Source organism: Bradyrhizobium zhengyangense, from assembly GCF_022012555.1.
Classification (GTDB): Bacteria; Pseudomonadota; Alphaproteobacteria; order Rhizobiales; family Xanthobacteraceae; genus Bradyrhizobium; species Bradyrhizobium zhengyangense.
In genome coordinates, this window is sequence record NZ_JAKLTZ010000002.1 from 883178 (window position 1) to 903218 (window position 20041).

The following is a 20041-nucleotide window of genomic DNA, read 5'->3' on the forward strand; positions in this document are numbered from 1 at the left end:
CGCTTGTTAACCGGACAGTTTCCACGCGCGACCGCAAAAGGCGAGCCAGCAGGGGGAAGAAAGGAAATGTTCGAAATAAAGTAAATGACCTGAAAACAACACTTGGCGGGAAAGATGCGGGCACGGCCGCTCGCCCGCTGACAAGCGCGTGAGGGTGTGAACAGGGGTTGTTTTAGGCAACGTTGGCGCAGAAGCCGGTCTTGTGTCCCCGACGCGCTGCAGCGTGCAACGCTGCTGCGCAGAGCCGGGACCCAGAAAGCCGGAGGGTGCGTTGCGGATGGGTAGGCCCCGGCTCTGCAGCGCACCGCCAACAGAGGCGCTGCGCTGCGTCCGGGGCACGAGAGCTCAGGCCGACTTCTTGTTCTGCCGGTTCTTGACGAGATCGTCGACGACGGCGGGATCGGCCAAGGTCGAGGTGTCGCCGAGACTACCCGGCTCGTCCTCGGCGATCTTGCGCAGGATGCGGCGCATGATCTTGCCGGAGCGGGTCTTGGGCAGGCCGGGTGCGAACTGGATCTGGTCGGGCGATGCGATCGGTCCGATCTCCTTGCGCACCCAGGTGACGAGTTCCTTGCGCAGATCCTCGGTCGGCTCGATGCCGGCCATCAGGGTCACATAGGCATAGATGCCCTGGCCCTTGATGTCGTGCGGGAAGCCGACGACGGCGGCTTCCGACACCTTCTCATGTGCGACCAGCGCGCTCTCGACTTCGGCGGTGCCCATGCGGTGGCCGGAGACGTTGATGACGTCGTCGACGCGCCCGGTGATCCAGTAATAGCCGTCGGCGTCGCGGCGGCAGCCGTCGCCGGTGAAGTACTTGCCCTTGTAGGTCGAGAAGTAGGTCTGCTCGAAGCGGGCGTGATCGCCATAGACGGTACGCATCTGACCGGGCCAGGAGCGCGTCAGACAGAGATTGCCAGATGTCTCACCCTCCAACACCTTGCCGTCGGCATCGACGATCTCGGGCGCCACGCCGAAGAACGGCTGTGTCGCCGAGCCCGGCTTGAGCTTGGTCGCGCCCGGCAGCGGCGTGATCAAAATGCCGCCGGTCTCGGTCTGCCACCAGGTGTCGACGATCGGGCAGCGGTCGTCGCCGACGACGCGGTGATACCATTCCCAGGCTTCCGGATTGATGGGCTCGCCGACCGAGCCGAGCAGACGAAGCGAGGCCCGCGAGGTCTTCTTCACCGGCTCGTCGCCGCCCTGCATCAGCGCGCGGATTGCGGTCGGCGCGGTGTAGAAGATGTTGACCTTGTGCTTGTCGATGACGCTCCAGAAGCGCGAATTGTCAGGGTAGTTCGGCACGCCTTCGAACATCAGCGTGGTCGCGCCATTGGCGAGCGGTCCGTAGAGAATGTAGCTGTGGCCGGTCACCCAGCCGACGTCGGCGGTGCACCAGTAGATGTCGCCGTCGTGATAGTCGAACACGAGTTGATGCGTCATCGACGCGAACACGAGATAGCCCCCCGAGGTGTGCAGCACGCCCTTGGGCTGGCCGGTCGAGCCCGACGTATAGAGGATGAACAGCGGATCCTCGGCATGCATGTGCTCGACCGGGCATTCCGTCGTCACCATCGCCGCGGCCTCGTGGTACCAGAGGTCGCGCGTCGGGTTCATGTCGATCTTGCCGCCGGTGCGCTTGACCACGACGACCCAGTCGACGCCGTCGGCCTTGGCGAGGGCCGCGTCGACATTGGCCTTCAGCGGCACCTTCTTGCCGCCGCGCAGGCCTTCATCCGCGGTGATGATGACCTTGGACTGGCAGTCGTTGATACGTTGCGCAAGTGAATCCGGCGAGAAGCCCGCGAACACCACGGAATGGATCGCGCCGATCCGCGCGCAGGCCAGCATCGCATAGGCCGCTTCCGGAATCATCGGCAGATAGATGGTGACGCGATCGCCCTTCTTGACGTTGCGGGTGCGCAGGATGTTGGCCATCCGGCAGACCTCGTCGTGCAACTCCTTGTAGGTGATGTGCTTGGACTGCGAGGGATCGTCGCCTTCCCAGATGATCGCGGTCTGGTTGCCGCGCTTGGCGAGATGGCGGTCGATGCAGTTATGGGCGACGTTGAGGATTCCATCCTCGAACCATTTGATCGAGATATTGCCGGGCGCGAAGGAGACGTTCTCGATCTTGGTCGGCGCGTGCATCCAGTCGATGCGCTTGGCCTGCTCGGCCCAGAAGGCGTTCGGGTCCGCGATCGAGCGGGCGTACATGTCCTTGTACTTGGCCTGGTCGACCCAGGCGCGCTTGGCCCATTCCGCGGGGACGTCGTAGATCTTCTCGGACATGCTTCCCTTCCCTCCACATCCGGCAAGCCGAGCACAGCTGACTGGCGAGCCGACTTCATCATTGAACGATTATGCGTCGGGCTAACCGCCCGCGACAAGGATCACAAGCTGGACCTTCGGTGAGCGGCCGGCCATGCGGAAGATCAAGCTGCAAAGGCCTGATGTCGCAAATCTGAAACAGGCCGGGGCAGCGGTGTTTGGCTCTTTACCCAAATCCCGGGAAGAGGCTCGTGCAGGGCGCCCATGCGCCGCAGGAGGTATTTAGCAACCTCTTGTCACTGATTCGGGACTCGCAATGCTGTTCGGAACACCCTAAGTGGCTAACCCGGGTCCCAAGAGACCCTCCAGGCGACGCTTGGAACAAAAATCAGAACAGCGGCATTGAACGGTAACAGACAGGGCCAAGGCATAAGACTATGATGGATCAGCAGAATCTCGGGACGATGCGGCCTGCCGCGGCGGATCCTGCTGCCATTGCGCTGGCCAAAGCCCTCGGACAATGGCCGAAACCGGCAGGTTCCACCCGTCCCAGCCCCAAGAAAGTGTTCGATCAGGCGTCCCTGGCGACGGTCGAGGCCCTTGCGAAGGAGCTGGGCCTGCGGCTCGGCGATCAGAACGAGCTGACCATCCGCCGTATCCGCCGCGGCAAGGGCTATTCATTCGTCCGCCCCAACGGCGCCCATATCCGCGACGCCCGCACCATCCGCCGGCTGCACGCCATGGCGGTGCCGCCCGCCTATCGTGAGGTGCGCTACTCGGCCGATCCGAGCTCGCATCTCCAGGCCGTGGGCCGCGATGCCGCCGGCCGGCTGCAATATCGCTATCACGCCGATTGGGAGAAGGTCCGCGAGCACCGCAAGGCGCATCGCCTGGAAAAGCTCGTCGGTGCGCTGCCAAAGATCCGGCGGAAGGTCTCGGCGTTCCTGTCGGGCGAGGAGCCGACGCGCGAATTCGCGCTCTCGGCCGTGATCGAGTTGATCGCGCGCACGGCGATCCGTCCCGGCAATGAATCCTATGCACGTCTCAACGGCACGCGCGGTGCCACCACGCTGCTGAAGTCCAATGTCACGCTGGAAGACGACTGCTTCGTGCTGACCTTCAAGGCGAAGGGCGGCAAGGCCGTGCGCAAGGAGTGCGATGCGGCCAAGCTGGTGCGCGCTATCGGCATTTTGCAGGGTGTTCCCGGCAAGCGCATGTTCCAGTATCGCGACGCCTACGGCATCGTGCGCGCCGTCAGCACGACCCAGGTGAACGCGTTCCTCCGCGAGATTGCCGGCATCAAGATCTCGCTGAAGGATTTCCGCACGCTGATGGCGTCCGCCGTCGTGGTGGAATCGCTGTCGCGGATCACGCCGGCGACCAGCCAGCGCGGCCGCAAGAAGCAGGTGCTGGACGCGATCCGCGCCGCGGCCGACAAGCTCTCCAACACGCCGGCGATCTGCCGTAAGAGCTACGTCCACGATACCATCGTCACTGCGTTCGAGGACGGCATTTTGGAGCGCTTCGCGGCGACCATGAAGGGCCAGCGCTCGCAGGCAAGGCGCGAGCAGCTGCTGGCGCAGGTGGTGGCGACCGCGGCGGTGTAACCCGCCGCATCGCTACATATTGTCTGAAAGACCCCTGTCCGGACCAGGATCGCGGCCTGCGGCGGCGCTCGTGAGCCGGCTCAGATAATGCGCCCAGCCTTTGGCGTGCGCGGCCATCTGTTCCTCCGTCGGCAGTCCGCTATGCGTCATGCGCATCAACGTGCCTCCGTCGCGTTCGATCAGGTCGATCTCGATCAGGCTCGAGCCGGGCGGCACTTCCTGACCGCCCTCCCAGCCGAACGTATAAGCCAGGCGATGCACCGGCACGACCTCACGGAAAGCGCCGCGGGCGACACTGCCGCGTGGACCGATACCCTTGAGCAAATAGAGCCCGCCGGGATGCGGCTCGGTGGTCGCATCCGATCCCATCCAGCTCAGGATTTTCTCAGGGTCGGTCAAATAGGCGAACACGGTGGCGCGCGGGGCGGCGATCTGGGTCTCGCGACGCAATACGAATGGCTCGGTCATCGGCGATCATCCCTGGGGTTCATGGGCAGATGGCGGCACCAAAGCGGCTCGTCAAGGATTGCCCGTGACAAAGGCGGCTCTCCTTCGCCATCATCGGATCATGCAACTCTCCCCGACCCTCGCCTGGCTTGTCGATGCCGCCTCAGACAGTGCCGGCGCCGATCGCCTGCTTGCGGAACTCGGTGCGCATCTGCTCGCCGATGGCGTGCCGCTTGCGGCAGGCGCGCTAACCCTGGAGGTGCCCCACCCGCTGATCGCAAAGCGGACATGGCTGTGGCGTGCGGACAATGGCCGGGTGATCGAGGCGCTCGGCTTTGCGCCAGGCGGGCTGGCGCCCGATTTGCCTGACGATAGCGGTCGCCGCTGGTTGCGCGGCTTCGCTGATGGCAACGTGCACGAGGATGTAGTCGGGCGCGATGGGCCGCTGCTCGGCTGGATCGGGCCGCGTCCGTTCACACCAGACGACATCGAGCAACTGCGCCAGGCCGCACGCTTTGCAGCGACACCGCTCGCCGCGCTCGCGGCGCGCGCCACGTTGCGGGCGACACTGGAGGCCTATCTCGGCAAGCGCAGCGCCGAGCGAGTGCTGGCGGCACCCCTGCGGCGCGACCTCGGTGAGACCATTCAGGCAGCGCTGCTCTATGCCGACCTGCGCGGCTTCACCACCTTGTCGGAAACCAGTCCGCCGGCTGACATCATCGCAGCACTCGACGCCTGGTTCGATCGCATCGCCGGTGCTGTTCATGCCTTCGGCGGTGAGGTGCTGAAATTCATCGGCGACGGCGTGCTGGCGATCTTTCCGGTGGTCGAGGGGTCGCCGCGTCGTGCTTGCGAGGCAGCTCTCCGCGCCGCAGGCGCAGCTGAAGCCGGGATGGCGTATCTAAACGCCGAGCGCGCTGCACAAGGATTGCCGCCGCTGGCGTTCGGTGCCGCGCTCCATCTCGGCGAGATGCTCTGGGGCAATATCGGCGCCGCTAATCGGCTCGACTTCACCGCGATCGGCCCCGCCGTCAATCTCGCCAGCCGGCTCGAAGGCCTATGCAAGCCCCTCGGCAGGACCGTGCTGGTGTCCGGCGCGCTCGCGGCAGAGACAGACATGCCCCTGGTCGCACTCGGACTGCACAAGCTGCGCGGCATTGCCTCGCCCTGCGAGGTCCTCACGCTGCCGGAGGCGCCGGGACCAGCGTCTTAGCGCCTAGATCCCGCCCATCTTGCAGACGAGCTTCCACTCCTCCGCGGTCACCGGCTGAACCGACAGGCGTGAATATTTCACCAGTGCCATGTCGGCGAGCTTCTTCTCGGCCTTGATGGCCACCATCGTCACTGGCGTCTTCAAGGGCTTATCGGCCTTGATGTCGACGCAGACGAACTTTTCAGTCTTGTCGGTCGGATCCGGATAGGCCTCCTTGATAACCTCCGCGATGCCGACGATCTCCTTGCCTTCGTTGGAATGGTAGAAGAACGCCTTGTCTCCCTTCTTCATGGCGACGAGGTTTTGGCGCGCGGTGTAGTTACGCACGCCGGTCCAGGCTTCGCCCTTGGCGCCCTTTGCGACCTGCTGGTCCCAGGACCACACCGACGGTTCGGATTTCACCAGCCAGTACGCCATGTTCATTCCTCTGCCTTGAAGGGGCGGGTCAAGAGCCCGGAGATCGCTGCGTCGATCGTGCTTCGGCCGGCCAGGATCGAAGCGACCGCTTCTGATACCGGCATCTCGATGCCTTGCGAGGCTGCGAGTTCGATCAGCACCGGCGCGGTGAACTCGCCCTCGGCCAGCTTGCCGGCAGGTGGCTGCTCGCCACGGCCGAGCGCGAGCCCGAGCGCGAAATTGCGCGATTGCGGGCTCGAGCAGGTCAAGATCAGATCGCCGAGACCGGACAGGCCGGTGAGCGTCTCGCTGCGCGCGCCGAGCGCGCGGCCGAGGCGTGTCAGCTCGGCGAAGCCGCGGGTGGTGAGCGCAGCCTGCGCGGAAGCACCGAGCTTCCGCCCGACCGCAATTCCGACCGCAATCGCCAGCACGTTCTTGGCCGCGCCGCCGATCTCGACGCCGCGGATGTCGGTGGAGTGATAGGGACGGAATGTCGGGGAGCCCAGCGCCTGCACAAGTCCGCTCGCGAGCGCATCATCTCTGGCCGCGAGTGTCACGGCCGTCGGCAATCCGCGTGCGACGTCGTCGGCAAAGCTCGGACCCGACAGGATCGCAGGCTGCGCGCGGGGCGCGGCTTCTGCGATCACATCGGTCATGAATCTGTGAGTGCCGTGCTCGATGCCCTTGGCGCAGGCGATGATGGGCACGGGCGTCGTGAGGTGCGAGGCCAGCATGTTGACCACGCCGCGCAGATGCTGCGCCGGCGTCGCGATCAGCAGCATCTTCGCGCGCGACGCCGCCGCAAGATCGCTTGTCACCACGATGTCAGATGCCAGACGCACGCCCGGCAGCCGCGGATTGTCGCGGGTCGATTGGATGCGCGCGGCGTGCTCGGCGTTGCGCGCCCACAGCGTCACGTTCCGTCCGGCGCGCGCGGCCACCGTCGCCAGCGCCGTGCCCCAGGCCCCGGCACCGATCACCGCGACGGAGCGGAACGCAGTCATGGTCAGTACCCCGCCCGCGTCTTGCCGTAGCCATCAGGCGCCGTGGCGTTGGCATCGAGCAGCCATCGCGCGCGCGGCTGCGCCTCCAGCGTATCGGTGATACCGAGGGCGAGGCGTTCGGCGCCGGCCCATGCGATCATCGCGCCATTGTCGGTGCAGAGCGCGGGCGGCGGCATGATCAGCCGCGTTCCAGCTTGCCGCGCGACATCAAACAGCGCGCCGCGGATCGCCTGATTGGCGGCGACACCGCCGGCCGCGACCAGTGCGCGCGGCGCGCCGAACTGTTCGCGGAATAGTTTCAAGCCAACGTTCAAACGATCGGCCGTCGAGTCCAGCACCGCAGCCTGAAAGCTCGCGCAGAGATCGCTGATATCCTGCGGCGTGATCTCGGTGAGCCGGCTCGCCTCGGTGCGCACGGCCGTCTTCAATCCCGATAGCGAGAAATTGGCATCGGGACGATTCTGCATCGGTCGCGGGAAAGCGAAGCGCGTGGCATCGCCATTCGCGGCGGCGCGCTCGACCTCGGGGCCGCCGGGATAGGGCAGGCCCAGCATCTTCGCGACCTTGTCAAAGGCCTCGCCGATCGCGTCGTCGACCGTGGTGCCGAGCCGCACATATTGGCCGACGCCGGTGACCGCGACGATCTGGGTGTGGCCGCCGGAGGCGAGGAACAGGCAATAAGGAAATTCGACGCCGTCGGTCAGGCGCGGCGTCAGCGCGTGCGCCTCGAGATGATTGACCGCGATCAGCGGCGTGTCGTGCACCATCGCAATCGCCTTTGCGGTGGTGAGCCCGACGATGACGCCGCCGATCAGGCCCGGCCCTGCAGCGGCCGCGACACCGTCGAGCTGGGCGAAGCCGATGCCGGCATCGGTCATGGCGCGATCGATGATGCCGTCGAGCAGGTCGACATGGGCACGCGCCGCGATCTCCGGCACGACGCCGCCGAAGCGGGCATGTTCCTCGACTTGCGATCGCACGACATTGGACAGGATCCTGCCGCTGCCGTCAGGCGCGCGCTCGATCACGGCCGCCGCGGTCTCGTCGCAGGTGGTCTCGATACCCAGTACCAGCATTGGCGAATTGTTATCCAATTTGCGCCCTTGCGCTCATCCGCAAAGCAGAGTTCTGCTAACGCGGTAGCATTCCGGGGTTGGCTTATGCAATCGTCACGCGCTGCCATCCCGCGCGAATGCATCACCGCCAAATGGTTCGGGAACAGCAGCGATGTCCATTCTTGTCACACGGCCGCATCCCGACAATGTGGCGACGGCGGAGAATCTGCGCGCGCGGGGACATGTGGTGCTGCTCGCGCCGTCGCTCAAGTTCGAGCCGGTCGCTTTCCATGACGAGAGCGAGGCCGGCTACGGCGCCATCATCGTCACATCGGCCAATGCGATCCGTGCCGTCGCGCCGCAATTGCGCGACCTTGGACTCGTCGAGCTGCCGCTATTCGCGGTCGGCGAGCACACGGCTGCCGTGGCGAGCGAATTCGGCTTCACGGATGTGATCGTCGCCGGCGGCGATGCCGCATCCTTGCGCGACAAGGTGATGCAGGGTGTGCGTGACAAGGTGCTGAAGAAGAAGAGCACGCTGCTCTATCTTGCGGGAGCGGATCTGTCGCGAGATCTCGGCGGCGAGCTCGGCGCAGAAGGGTTTAACGTGGTCACGCTGACGACCTATCGCATGGCTCCGGTCAAGATTCTGCCGCGCGAGGTCTGCGAAGGTTTCGCCGCACATGGCATCGAGGCGGTGCTGCATTACTCCAGGCGCAGCGCACGGGCCTTCCTGGACGCGGCCCGGGACGAGGGTGTCGAAATTTCGGCGCTGGCGGTCCCGCAATGCTGCCTGTCCGAGACGGTCGCAAGCGTGCTGCGCGATGCCGGTGCGTCGCGGGTCCTGGTCGCCGCGACCCCGGACGAAAATGCCCTATTCGACGCCTTGGAGCGTGCTTTGCGGACCCGTTTGGCGTAAGAGGACGGGCCGAATCCGACGCAATCGGGCTCGGCCCAAGGATTTGCGCAAGGTATGCAAGTGTGAGGAACCGTCACGATGGCCGACGACAAGCCTGAAGACGCAGGCAAGCCTGAAGACGGAGGAATGCCTCCCGAGTCCGGCCGTGCCAAGCGCACCCCACCGACCATCGACCTCGAGGCGACCGAAGTCTCCACGCAGCCCCAGGATGTGGCGGTCGAGCCGGAGGCGGCGCCATCGGTCGAGCAGACCAACGCCGGGCAGGCCAGTGCCGAGGACGCCAAGGTCGAAACCACCAAGGCGGAGCCGGAGCGCGATGAGGCTCAGCCCGCGGCTGCGTCGGCCGCCATTTCTCCCTGGGTCATCGCGCCATTTTCCGGCGCCGTTGCAGCCGCGGTCGTGATTGCGGTCGGCTGGGTGCTGGGCTGGCCCGCGGTGCAGGCGCCACCGGCCGCGCCGCAGGTGACGAGTGCGACGGTCGATGCGCTGAGCGGACGTGTCGCCGCGGTCGAAGCCAAGGCGGGCAAGCCCGCTGCCGATCCGGCTGTTGTCGCGCGGCTCGATGCGCTGGAAAAATCCGTCGGCACCTTGCGCGGCGACATCGCCAATTTGCGCGCGCAGTCCGACAAGACCGCGAGCGCATTGAACGATGCCAAATCCACGCCGCGCGATACGACAGCTTCGTCCGGCCTCGCCGCTCTCGACGCGCGCATTTCCCAGCTCGAGCGCGCCAGCACGACTGCCCGCGCCGAGCTCGCGCAGCAGGGCGAAAAGATCGCCGACGCGAAGGTGATGGACGACCAGCCTTTGCGCCATGTGGTTGCCGCCACGCTGCTCGACGTCGCCGTTCGACATAACGATCCCTATGAGGCGCAGCTCAAGGCTGCTCGGTCGTTTGCGGCGAAGCCTGACGTGCTGAAGCCCCTCGATGCTTTTGCCGCGTCGGGCATTCCGACGCCGGTCGCGCTGACCCGCGAGCTCCTCAACATCGTGCCGAAGCTGTCGCCGCCGCCTGAGGCGCCAGCCGCTGGTGCCGGCATCGTCGAGCGTCTTCAGGCGGGCGCGTCGAAGCTCGTTCGCATCGAGCGCACCGACGGGGTCGGCAACGACCGCGGCGCTGTCGTTGCGCGGGTCACGGCGGCCGCGCTGCGCAATGATTTCGCCGAGGCGCGCCGCGAATTGAAGGCACTGCCCGAAGCCGATCGCGCGCCGGCGCAGGCCTGGCTCGACAAGGCCGACGCCCGCGACGCCGCGCTCGCGGCCTCCCGCAAATTCGCCGACGACGCTCTGGCTGGTCTCACCAAGCCTGCTCAATAAGACTCGCGCAACACTCCGCGCGTATAGGGATAGAAATGCTTCGCATCGTCCTCTTCCTCGTTCTGATTGCGCTTGCAGGTGCCGGCGCGGCCTGGGTCGCCGATCAGCCCGGCAATGTCGTGCTGACCTGGGGCAGCTGGCGAGCCTCGCCGAGCATTCCGGTGTTCGTGCTCTGCCTCGGCATCTTCGCGGTCCTGATCGTGTTCCTCTGGAGCATCCTGACCATGCTCTGGCGTATGCCGGGACGGGTGCGCCGCCGAAGGCATGAGAAGCGTCAGGCGCGGGGGCGCCACGCCATCACCCATGGCCTGCTCGCGATCGGCCATGGCGACACTGCGCTGGCTCGCCGTCATGCCGAAGCGGCGCGCCGGCATGCGCCCAATGATCCGCTCGCTCTGCTGCTGCACGCGCAGTCGGCCCAGCTCGACGGCAATCGCGACGAGGCGCAGCGCGCTTTCCGCGCCATGGCCGAGCGCGAGGATACCCGGCTGCTCGGCCTACGCGGCCTGTTCATCGAGGCGCAGCGCGCCGACGATGCGGTCGGTGCTGTCATGATCGCGGAGGAAGCGATCAAGCTGTCGCCGTCCTCGACCTGGGCCTCGCATGCGGTGCTCGGCTTCCGCTGCGCGCGCGGCGACTGGAGCGGCGCGCTCGCGATCCTCGATTCCAATCTGTCGGCGGGCCTGATCGACAAGCAGGCCTATCGCCGCCAGCGCGGCGTGCTGCTCACGGCGCGCGCGCTGGAACTGGAGACCATGGACCGCGACGTCGCGCGCGAAAGCGTGATGGAAGCGGTCAAGCTGGCGCCGACGCTGGTGCCGGCCGCCGTGCTCGCCGCGAAATTCGAGAGCGAGGCGCATCAGGTGCGCCGTGCCATGAAGCTGGTTGAGGCCGCCTGGCTCGCCAATCCGCATCCGGATCTCGCCGATGCCTACGCGCATGTGAAGCTCGGCGATGCCGCGCGGCAGCGCCTGCAGCGGGTCGAGACGCTCGCGGCCAAGACGCCCGCCGACAAGGCCGGCCATGTCGAGGGCCAGCTTGCGATCGCGCGCGCCGCGATCGATGCCTCCGAATTCGCCCGTGCGCGCGAGGTGCTGTCGCCTTACGTCAACGATCCGACCCAACGCGTGGCGCTGCTGATGGCCGAGCTCGAGCGCGCCGAGCACGGCGACAGCGGCCGTGCCCGCGCCTGGACCTTGCGTGCGGTGCGTGCCCGCCACGATCCGGTCTGGACCGCGGATGGCTATGTCAGCGACCGCTGGCGTCCGGTCTCGCCGGTCACCGGCCGCCTCGACGCTTTCCAATGGCAGACACCGGTGGCGAGCCTGCCTTCGGACAAGGGCACGACGATCGAATCCTCGGCCTTCGAGGAAGCCATGCTCGCTGCCCCGCCGCCAAAGCGGGTGACGGTAGCCAATGAGGCGCCTGGGGAATCGGTCGTGATCGCGCCGGCCTCAACCCCGGCCTCTGCTCCGGCCGCGCAGGACAACGCACCGCCGGTGGCCAAGGAAGAGCCGGCAGTGGCGCCTGCGGAGCCGGTCAAACCGGCCCCGGAAGCTGCCGAATCATCGCCAGTGGCGGAAACCCCGGTGTTCCGCACCCGCGCCGATCTCGGCAAGCCCGCGCAGGCGCCGATCCAGACCGTCATCCCGATCGTTCGTGCGCCCGATGATCCCGGCATCGATGACGAGGGTCCGAGCGATGAATTTACGGAACAAATCGGCACGCCAAAGGCCCAGGCCGGCGGCTGGCGGGGATTCTGGTCCCGCTGGGGGGCTTGAGCCGCATTTCGCCCGCCGCTTGTCCTTGCCAATTCGGGCCATGCCCGATATCAGGAGCGCGTGTATCGGGGCCGGCTTTGTCCTGGCTCCGGCAGGGTTCGCCGCAATAGCTCAGTCGGTAGAGCACGTCATTCGTAATGACGGGGTCGGGGGTTCGAATCCCTCTTGCGGCACCAATTATCTTATTGATAAGTAGACCAAATTCGTGCGCGATTTGCTCGCCCCGCTTTGGGAGAGATCTTCACGAGAAAGCAGCGAGAAGTCCCAATTTCGCCGGCTGGCCTAGGGCGTGCTCCAAGATTCAATAGAATCGCGCACGCGGCAGGAGAAGTTGCTTCAGAGTTGGCGCCTGACCGAGCGGGCGCTCTCGCTCCATCCAATCAATAAGGCTTCGCGCCTCTCACGTTGCGTCCCGGTTTGATCCTGTAGACAATGCGGCGGCACTCGTCCGGCGCTGTGTCCCGATCGACAAGCCACTGCTCGCAATGCGACAACAAGCGTAGGGGGACCTTCGCACCCATGTCGAGCGCGCACTGCTCAAGAGGCTCCTTCGGCTGGGTCAGCTTGCACACCTTGGTGTACTTCATAAACTCGATCGAATAGGCGATGCGCGCTTTGGCGACCTGCAGAGCAGCGTCGTCGGTTGCGGGTATCCCGAGAAAGAGAAGCAGGATTTAGCCGATTCAGACAAAGACGACGATCTGCATCGCTATGGGTGTTCGATCTCCGCTCGGGCCGCGGAGGCGCTGCTGCTAGAATTACTGAAAACCTCTTAGTGAGTGTTGAAAGTCATGAAACGATTGATAATGACTGCCGCAGCACCGTTGCTTCTGATGGCCACCGCGCGGGCTGGCGACATTACCGAACTTAAACAGATCGAATGGACGCTCCGCGACAACGGCCTGACGTGCGAAATGCGCCTCGGGCTTCCCGAAACAACAGGCACCATCCAGATAGTTTTCGAAGGTGCGCGCCAGACCAATGTTGGGGACTTGTATAAATACCCCCCCCGCATCGTTGTCAGACTGCAAAAGTTGGACTGGTCTTTCGGCGACCCCAACATCCGGCAATCGGTGCAACTCGGTTTCGATGACAAACCACTTCGTTCCGGATATGCGACCATCGACCGCTTCGATGCGCTCGAAATCCCGATTGCCACCGAATACACGAACGGCTTCGTCAGTGACCTCGCGGAGTTCACGACGTTCACCGTCAAGTTTGTCGCTGCGCCAACCGGCTACCGTTCGAGCGTAATGTCGTGGGCAGTCCCCGCGCCGGGTGACAGCGACGTTATGGCCAACTTTGTAAAGTGTGCCAGAAAGTTCACTGGCGTAGGCGATAGCGGGAAAGGCCGCGACTGCTTAATACGGAGACCCGACGGAACGATCCTCCAGACATCATGCGAAAACGCAAAAGACCCGCGCTGACGTTTCGGCACGCATTCCAACACGGTCATTGCAGCGACCGCCTGCGCGCATGCTCAATCAGTGGCTCGCCAACGGCGGCGGACGGGGCCGCCTGTGCGCTGGTGCAGCTTGGCCGGTGTGGTTAGCCAGCTAGACCGAGAACGCGAACCGTAGATTCACGGTCACCGACGCGCGTTCGAATCGATATTATCGGGCAGTGCAACCTAACCGATTCGCTTCACCATGCGCCGCCCTCGCTATGGATACCTTGTCGAGAAAGCGACCCAAGCCGCCGTTGCGGCAATCGAGGTCTACAACAAACCGGGCTTCAAATACCGGGAGGAAACCTTTGCGATCCTGATGCTGAATGCGTGGGAACTTCTGGTCAAGGCGCGCATCCTCAAGGCTAACCGGAGCAAGCTCCGCTCTATCGAGGTATGGGAGCCCAAGGTCACGAAGACGGGCAAGGGCAAGAGGCTCGCCCCGAAAAAGAACCGGGCCGGCAACACGATGACCATCGGCGTGCTGCCCGGGGCGAACATCGTGAGGCAGTACGCGCAAGACTCGATTGATGACCACGCTATCGAGAACATCTCGCTCCTGATGGAGATCAGGGACAACGCGATCCATTTCCACAATGTGGGCCGAGACCTGCATAAGAGGGTGCAGCAGGTCGGAGCCGCCGCGCTGCGCAACTTCGCTTTCGCTGCAAGGACATGGTTTGATCGCGACCTGTCCCAGTATCAGTTCGCGCTGATGCCCGTCGCCTTCGAGACATCGGCCGGAGTCATACAGACGGTCTTCGGTGATGACACCAAAGGCGCCGCTGGCAAGCTCGCGAAGCTGTTGGCCGATCAGGAGCGGAAATTTCCTTTCGAGGCTGCCAAGCCCTTCAACGTCGGCGTGGAGGTCGAGCTGAAGTTCGTCCGGAACGCCAACGCGCAGGCGATACCGGTCATCGTCTCGCCCAACGACCCTAATGCCATTCGGGTGACGTTGAGCGAGGAGGATATGCTGAAGCGCTACCCCTGGGACTACCGGACGCTTTGCAAGGCGCTACGGAAGACACCCAACTTCAAAGAGAACGAGCGATTTCACAAGCTGCGCAGACCCCTTGAGGACGATCCGCGGTTTTGTCGCGTCCGTCTCCTCGATCCACGGAACAAGAAAAGCTCAAAGCAGCGGTTTTACAGCCCGGCCATGCTAGACGAGATCGTGAAGCACTATGTTTGAAGGGCTGCGGCGCGATCAAGCAATACGTTTGAGAGATAGCCCGCCACCCTCAGCATGCATCTCTGCCTCGTCAGAGCCCTGCGAACGAGCCTTTGCGGTATATTCCCACCGAATTCCATAGGGACAGTGTATGGCCAACGATGGCAAGGACCTGCAACGTCTGATTCGCATCATCGAATCAGCGCGTGCGGCGGGCACGAACATCAAGATCGAGTCGCCGAAGTTCTTCGCGGACAAGGTGACGGGAAAACAGCGCGAGCATGATGTCGTGCTGACGATAACTCACGACCATCACGAACTCGTTGTCGCTCTCGAATGCCGTGACAGGTCAAGGCCGGTCGGAGTTGACGCGGTAGAGGCGTTTCACACTAAATGCAACGACACTGGCATCAATTCCGGCGTCATCGTCTCCTCAAAGGGCTTCCACAACACCGCGCGTACGAAGGCGCAGCATTACGGCATTCGCTGTCTGACGTTGGACGAGGTCGATGGCTTCAACTGGTTCAAGCCCACCGATCTCAATGTCTTTTCGGTCGAACTCATTCAAGCCAGGTTGTTTGTCGCTTTTGAGTCGATGCTCGACGTTCAGATTTCGGACCTGCTCAACTCAGAAGGGGAGCCGCTCACCAACGAAGCCATCAACGCCACAGCGTGCAGCTTTATCGACGCAAATCGGTCGAACTTGCCGAGAGACCTTGGGAAGCACGAAGTCCATGTCGACATCGTGCCCGGATTCAGCACGGTTATCGACGGCGTGACCCAGCACACCACCCGTGTGGTCATGACGATCGAATACGAGAATAGGATCACAAAGGCGCCATTCCAGTTACGCGACTACCGCGACCATGACAAGGACGACCAGATCACCCAATTCGCCGTCGCGAATGTCTCCATCGGCAATTTCAAGGCGGACTTCGTCACCTCCACCAATCCCGACGGCACGATAGTGGTCTCGGTTGTTCCAACACCGAAAGAATGAAGCCTATGGCTCACCAGCTCGCATTTCCCATCACCAAGGTCATCATCGACAATTTGTCCGTGGTCATGATATTCGCGTACTCACAGCCCCCGCTTCGTGAGTTTCGTCGGACCAGCTTCACTGGCAGTTGGGAGCACATCGACGAAGTCCTATTCACGATTCCCGAGCAGGTGGCCACGCGGGCCATGATCGAGCTCGTGCTGCTCTTTCGCACACTGGACGACCATGAAGACCTCGATGACGGGTCTCTGGGCTCTCCGTTCGGAACGCTTCACCTCAAGAGTGGGAACATTAGGCCCCTTTCGATACGAGATGTCGCGAACAAGATCATTCACGCTAAGAAGATCGAGTGGGTATTTGACAACCCCAAGAAACCAGTTGTGCTGACCACAGCGCACGACGAATCTCGGGAGAATTGGACCCACGCGGAGATCGATCTAAATACGTTCGCTGTCGGTTGCCGCATGATGACGGGCTAATGTCGATATCGAACAACAAGCCGCGCGACCACCATTACATTCCGGTCTTCTATTTGAAGCAGTGGCGCGGGCAGAACAAGAAACTGATCGAGTATACGATCAAGCACGGCAAACTCATCGCAAAGCCGGTGGGGCCGAAGGGCACGGGCTTTCAAACCGACCTCTATGCATTTCCCGAGCTGCCGCCCGACATGACGCAGCACATCGAAGACGTGTTCCTAAAGTACGCCGACAACACGGCATCGAATGCAATACAAATGCACCTCACGGGTCAAGATATCTGGACCGCCGAACTGAGAAGCGGCTGGTCGCGCTTCCTCATCAGCCTAATCATCCGCCATCCTGACGTGATGGTGGATTTGAGAACCGCAACCGTGAAGAGCTGGAAAGACACGGAGGCGTCAACGCAAGCAGAATACGAGAAGACGAAGGAGTCGCACTATCCTGCGACATTCGACGAATACATTGCGGCCATCGACCCGCTCATTCCTGTGAAGGTCAGTCTCAATGCGATCATCAAAGCGTTCGACAACGAGAAGCTCGGCAAGCATATCAACGACATGCACTGGTCCGTCATCGACCTGAGCAAAGGCGTTCACCGATTGCTGACTTCAGACCGGCCGCTTCAATATATGAATCTCGCTAACTCCCAAGGCTTCATCGCTCTGCCTATCAGTCCGACAAAACTTTTCCTTGCGGCAAACAGTCCTCAGTCGATCATGAATGTACGCAGTCAGAAGTCCGAGAAGGTCATCCGCGAGGTCAACCTCTTTGTCGTTTCGCGCGCCCGCCGATTTGTATTTGCTCAGGACGAGTCTCAAACCATCTTCATCAAAAAGCGTATTCATACTGCTATGGAGTCAGCTCCTATACCCTAAGACCTCTTGGAGTGGCGAGACGCTCGCAACCGCCATGTGGCCAACCTGGGCAGAAAGTTTAGCTTCAAAAACGCCTTCCGGTTGCATAGCTTGACGGTTGGGGGCCTGGAGCATGTCTAACATTTCTAAAGGAGCGGTACGGTCGTTTCAGCTGCTTAGAAATCCGTTTTTCGTTCTTAGAGTTGATCCGACCACGCCATTGGACCGGATTTCAGAAGCGGTCGAAGACGCATTAGCCGACGGCGAAGTGCCTGAAGCCGATATTGTGGCGGCTCGCGAGGCCCTCATTAATCCCCGCCAGCGGACTGGTGCGGAACTATCGTATCTGTTTGATACCCCGCCAAGTCACGTCGATCGTCTTGTAAGAGCCCTGAACGGCTCGACACCTTCAGCAATTCTGAAAGAAGCTGAAAGAACGGCTCCGCTTTCAAGATCGAATCTTCTTGCTGATGTTTCCGCCCGCTCGCCAGCATCGAGTGACGTACTTTTTTCGATCTTGGATGCACACGCTCAAATCTCTTCATCCGACCTCTTAGCGAAGATCCAGTCCGCGCGGCGTCAAGCCGGCATGGTGAGCCCCTCGCTGGAGGTCGTCGAGGAGGCGCTCAGTACACTGTACGAGCAGCACATCAAAGCCATGCTAGCCGGCCTCAAGAATGCCTACAGCGCGGCCGCCCCGCTCCGTGAGGGCACAAGGCGAATTCTAGCCGCGCCTGACGAAGATCGACTGCAGGCACTAGACAGACTGTTGCGAGCATACTCTCAGTTTGCCTCGTCGGAACTAGGCGAGCTTGAAGAACATATCACCCAACTTGTTGAACAGTTAAGGACGAGGCCAGCAACGACCGGGGATATTGGCGAGCTGTTGGACCATCTTCGACGATGGCTCAACTTGGCGCAGCCTTTGATCGACTCAGAGGCTCAAAAGGGACGGGATGAAACACGTTCTCGCCAACTTTGTTTTACGATTCGGAGTCTCTGCATTGATCGCGCTAACGAGCATGGCGATTTTGCTTCAGCGCTCTCAATCTCCGAAGTGGCCTCTGAGATATTTAGATCGCTTCCCAGGGCGTCCGAGCAGCTTGCTGAAGATGCTCAGTTATTGAAGGAGAGAATCACCGAGGGAAAAATTACGCCGCTCAAGAAATTCATAGACGGCGTATCGAAGTGGACCATCGCCGCTGACCTTGAGAACAGCGGTTTCGGCTCTTCTGCAAAAGGAGCGGCTCACGAACTTTGGAATCTGTTTCTGGCCACGGTAGCAGAACTAGAAGGCTCGAATCTCGCCGATCTGCCCTGGATATTGGTACGCGGCCTCGCGATCGATCTAAACAATGAGGAAAACTCTCCGGTAGCTGCGAGGGTAATCATTGAGCAGCTTCTTCGGTTGTCCCGCGACACCACTCCCTCAGCGGATTTTATTGAGAAACTTCGCGACGACCTTCGCGCCGTCACCAAGAATGCGAACGAGAAGCGGGTATTGAAGCTGGTAGAAAGCGGAAATACTTCGGCTGCGCTGCGGGGCCTAGATGAGGTTCTTCAAACCGATTTGCCGCCTGAAGATCGCGCCCTGTATAGCCAGCTCCGAAGCAAGCTACAAAGCCAACGGAATGTCCGGTTTGCAAAATGGGTCTTCTTCGGCTTGATAGCCGCCGCTCTTATTGGCGCGAATCTGTCGAATAATTCCGGGCCCTCGAGCCAACGCCCGGCCCCATCAACACGCCCAGTTGAAGCGCCCTCGCCGCCCTATCAAGTCCCGCGCCCCAGCAGCGATACCTTCCCGGCCCCCACCTGGACTCCGCCCACCCCTGCGGAACAGGCTGATCTGTCAGAAGTGAAGCCTCCTACTGGGTCGGGCAGTCTCCTCACCAGATCGAACATCCGATACTGCCGCTTCCAAAAGGCTAGATTAAAGAGCATCGAAGGAGACCTACGCAATTCCTTTGAGACGGACGAATTCAACAAGCTAGCCGATGATTACAACGCGCGTTGCTCCAACTTTCGATACTACGAAAACGACCTACGCATCGTCGAGGAGGAAGTAAGAAGCAGGGCAGCGACGCTAATCCAAGAGGGCCGCAGCATGTCGGCCACTTGGCGCTCGCGCCCAACGTCTTCAAGTGCCCCAGGACCGGGCTCTTCACCGTTCGATGCCAAGCCTGTCACGCCAACCGTACCAACAACGCAGCTGCCGCCAGAACTCCCTGGAGTGCCCGCTTCTAGGTCGGAGACATCCCAGCTAGACGATCCAGCAACAAACTTACTCGATCTCGACGTCGCGAACGCGGTGCAGAAGCGTCTTTTGGAGTTAGGGTTCTTTCGCGGACCGGTGAATGGAGTTTGGGGACCTCAATCGCGTAGTGCATTAAGAGCCTTCAAAAAGGCCAACAGTCTGCCGGCTGACGACATCTACGATGGTGCCACGGCCGGAAGATTGGGTTCGACCGCCGTTATCCGTGCGATGCCGGGAGGCAAACCCACGACACCAGCTGACCCAATCCAAGATTCCTATTATGCTCCGCGCGGCGGCGCGACTGTCAATCCGCTCAACCGCAACGACGCCGCGCGTATACACAACAAACTGCGAGAGCTGGGATACTATCGCGCGAGCAATAACAACCTCTGGAGTGCCGCATCGAGAGACGCTCTAAAGGAATTCAAGATGAGGAATGGTCTCGAAGCGAATGACGTATGGGATATCGACACCGAGCAACGACTCATGGCGGCCAATGCGCCTAGTACGCCTGCCGATCTAGAGGCTGCGTTTTCGGCTGTCGTTGCGGGCGCTTGGACAACCGACCTTCGGGCGTGCCAGGGTGCAACTGGGGGCTCGGATGCGCTCATAATGACAATGACGACGAAGGGCGCAGAAACGGACGGTGCACGATGCGATTTTCAATCTTTCTCGGGGTCCGGCGTCACCTGGAAGGTTGCCGCGGTTTGCACAGTGTCCGGCGAAACCAGAAAAGCGACCATCAGCCTCGCTCGTTCGAACGATACCCTGACGTGGTCAAGCCCTAAAGGCACCACCAAATACTTGCGTTGCCCCAGCTGAG

Annotated in this window: 16 protein-coding genes and 1 tRNA gene; 12 read left to right on the top strand and 5 right to left on the bottom strand. The window is 62.3% G+C overall.

The genetic code is table 11. The annotated features are described in order from the left end of the window. Positions 1-345 precede the first annotated feature (345 nt). Positions 346-2292 (bottom strand): acetate--CoA ligase, encoded by a 1947-nt coding sequence (gene acs, locus L6639_RS09405; protein ID WP_237861051.1) that lies wholly within the window; start codon positions 2290-2292, stop codon positions 346-348. Positions 2293-2708: 416 nt separating this feature from the next. Between acs and L6639_RS09410 the strand changes: the two genes are divergently transcribed. After that, on the top strand, positions 2709-3878 hold the full coding sequence (locus L6639_RS09410) for a DNA topoisomerase IB (RefSeq protein ID WP_237861052.1): 1170 nt from the start codon (positions 2709-2711) through the stop codon (positions 3876-3878). A 12-nt stretch (positions 3879-3890) separates the two neighbouring features. Here the strand turns inward: L6639_RS09410 and L6639_RS09415 are convergent, their stop codons facing one another. Next, on the bottom strand, positions 3891-4346 hold the full coding sequence (locus tag L6639_RS09415; RefSeq protein ID WP_237861054.1) for an SRPBCC family protein: 456 nt from the start codon (positions 4344-4346) through the stop codon (positions 3891-3893). Positions 4347-4446: 100 nt separating this feature from the next. On the opposite strand from L6639_RS09415, the gene L6639_RS09420 reads away from it, so the two are divergent. Beyond that, on the top strand, positions 4447-5538 hold the full coding sequence (locus L6639_RS09420) for an adenylate/guanylate cyclase domain-containing protein (protein ID WP_237861314.1): 1092 nt from the start codon (positions 4447-4449) through the stop codon (positions 5536-5538). A 3-nt stretch (positions 5539-5541) separates the two neighbouring features. On the opposite strand, the gene L6639_RS09425 is transcribed toward L6639_RS09420, so the two are convergent. The 3 genes from L6639_RS09425 to tsaD are packed head-to-tail and all read right to left on the bottom strand — an operon-like array spanning position 5542 to position 8014. Continuing rightward, a complete protein-coding gene (locus L6639_RS09425) occupies positions 5542-5955 on the bottom strand; it encodes an EVE domain-containing protein (protein ID WP_237861056.1) in 414 nt (137 codons plus the stop codon). A 2-nt stretch (positions 5956-5957) separates the two neighbouring features. Beyond that, complete coding sequence (locus L6639_RS09430; protein WP_237861058.1) at positions 5958-6938, bottom strand: NAD(P)H-dependent glycerol-3-phosphate dehydrogenase; 981 nt, start codon at positions 6936-6938, stop codon at positions 5958-5960. 2 nt (positions 6939-6940) lie between these two features. Beyond that, positions 6941-8014, bottom strand: a complete 1074-nt coding sequence (tsaD, locus tag L6639_RS09435) for a tRNA (adenosine(37)-N6)-threonylcarbamoyltransferase complex transferase subunit TsaD (protein WP_237861060.1) — start codon at positions 8012-8014, stop codon at positions 6941-6943. Positions 8015-8165: 151 nt separating this feature from the next. On the opposite strand from tsaD, the gene L6639_RS09440 reads away from it, so the two are divergent. The 10 genes from L6639_RS09440 to L6639_RS09485 all read left to right on the top strand — a co-directional run bounded on the left by L6639_RS09440 (position 8166) and on the right by L6639_RS09485 (position 20040). After that, positions 8166-8912 carry a uroporphyrinogen-III synthase gene (locus L6639_RS09440; protein WP_237861062.1) on the top strand — a complete coding sequence of 249 codons (747 nt, stop codon included), beginning with the start codon at positions 8166-8168 and terminating at the stop codon, positions 8910-8912. Between the two features lie 78 nt (positions 8913-8990). Beyond that, a complete protein-coding gene (locus tag L6639_RS09445; RefSeq protein WP_237861064.1) occupies positions 8991-10229 on the top strand; it encodes a COG4223 family protein in 1239 nt (412 codons plus the stop codon). A 35-nt stretch (positions 10230-10264) separates the two neighbouring features. Then, positions 10265-12010: a heme biosynthesis protein HemY gene (locus L6639_RS09450; RefSeq protein WP_237861066.1), complete on the top strand. Its 1746-nt coding sequence runs from the start codon at positions 10265-10267 to the stop codon at positions 12008-12010. Positions 12011-12110: 100 nt separating this feature from the next. Beyond that, a tRNA-Thr gene (locus L6639_RS09455) sits at positions 12111-12186 on the top strand. A 630-nt stretch (positions 12187-12816) separates the two neighbouring features. Further along, a complete protein-coding gene (locus L6639_RS09460) occupies positions 12817-13437 on the top strand; it encodes a hypothetical protein (RefSeq protein ID WP_237861068.1) in 621 nt (206 codons plus the stop codon). A gap of 222 nt (positions 13438-13659) precedes the next feature. Next, complete coding sequence (locus tag L6639_RS09465) at positions 13660-14649, top strand: DUF3644 domain-containing protein (protein WP_237861070.1); 990 nt, start codon at positions 13660-13662, stop codon at positions 14647-14649. Between the two features lie 130 nt (positions 14650-14779). Then, the gene (locus L6639_RS09470; protein WP_237861073.1) at positions 14780-15628 is read left to right on the top strand and encodes a restriction endonuclease; all 849 of its coding nucleotides are present in this window, start codon (positions 14780-14782) and stop codon (positions 15626-15628) included. Between the two features lie 5 nt (positions 15629-15633). Continuing rightward, entirely contained in the window at positions 15634-16107 is a 474-nt protein-coding gene (locus L6639_RS09475) for a hypothetical protein (RefSeq protein ID WP_237861075.1), read from the top strand. After that, the gene (locus tag L6639_RS09480) at positions 16107-16985 is read left to right on the top strand and encodes a DUF4238 domain-containing protein (RefSeq protein ID WP_237861077.1); all 879 of its coding nucleotides are present in this window, start codon (positions 16107-16109) and stop codon (positions 16983-16985) included. Before L6639_RS09475 ends, L6639_RS09480 begins: the two co-directional genes overlap by 1 nt. 112 nt (positions 16986-17097) lie before the next feature. Next, complete coding sequence (locus L6639_RS09485; protein WP_237861079.1) at positions 17098-20040, top strand: peptidoglycan-binding domain-containing protein; 2943 nt, start codon at positions 17098-17100, stop codon at positions 20038-20040. Position 20041: the final 1 nt, after the last annotated feature.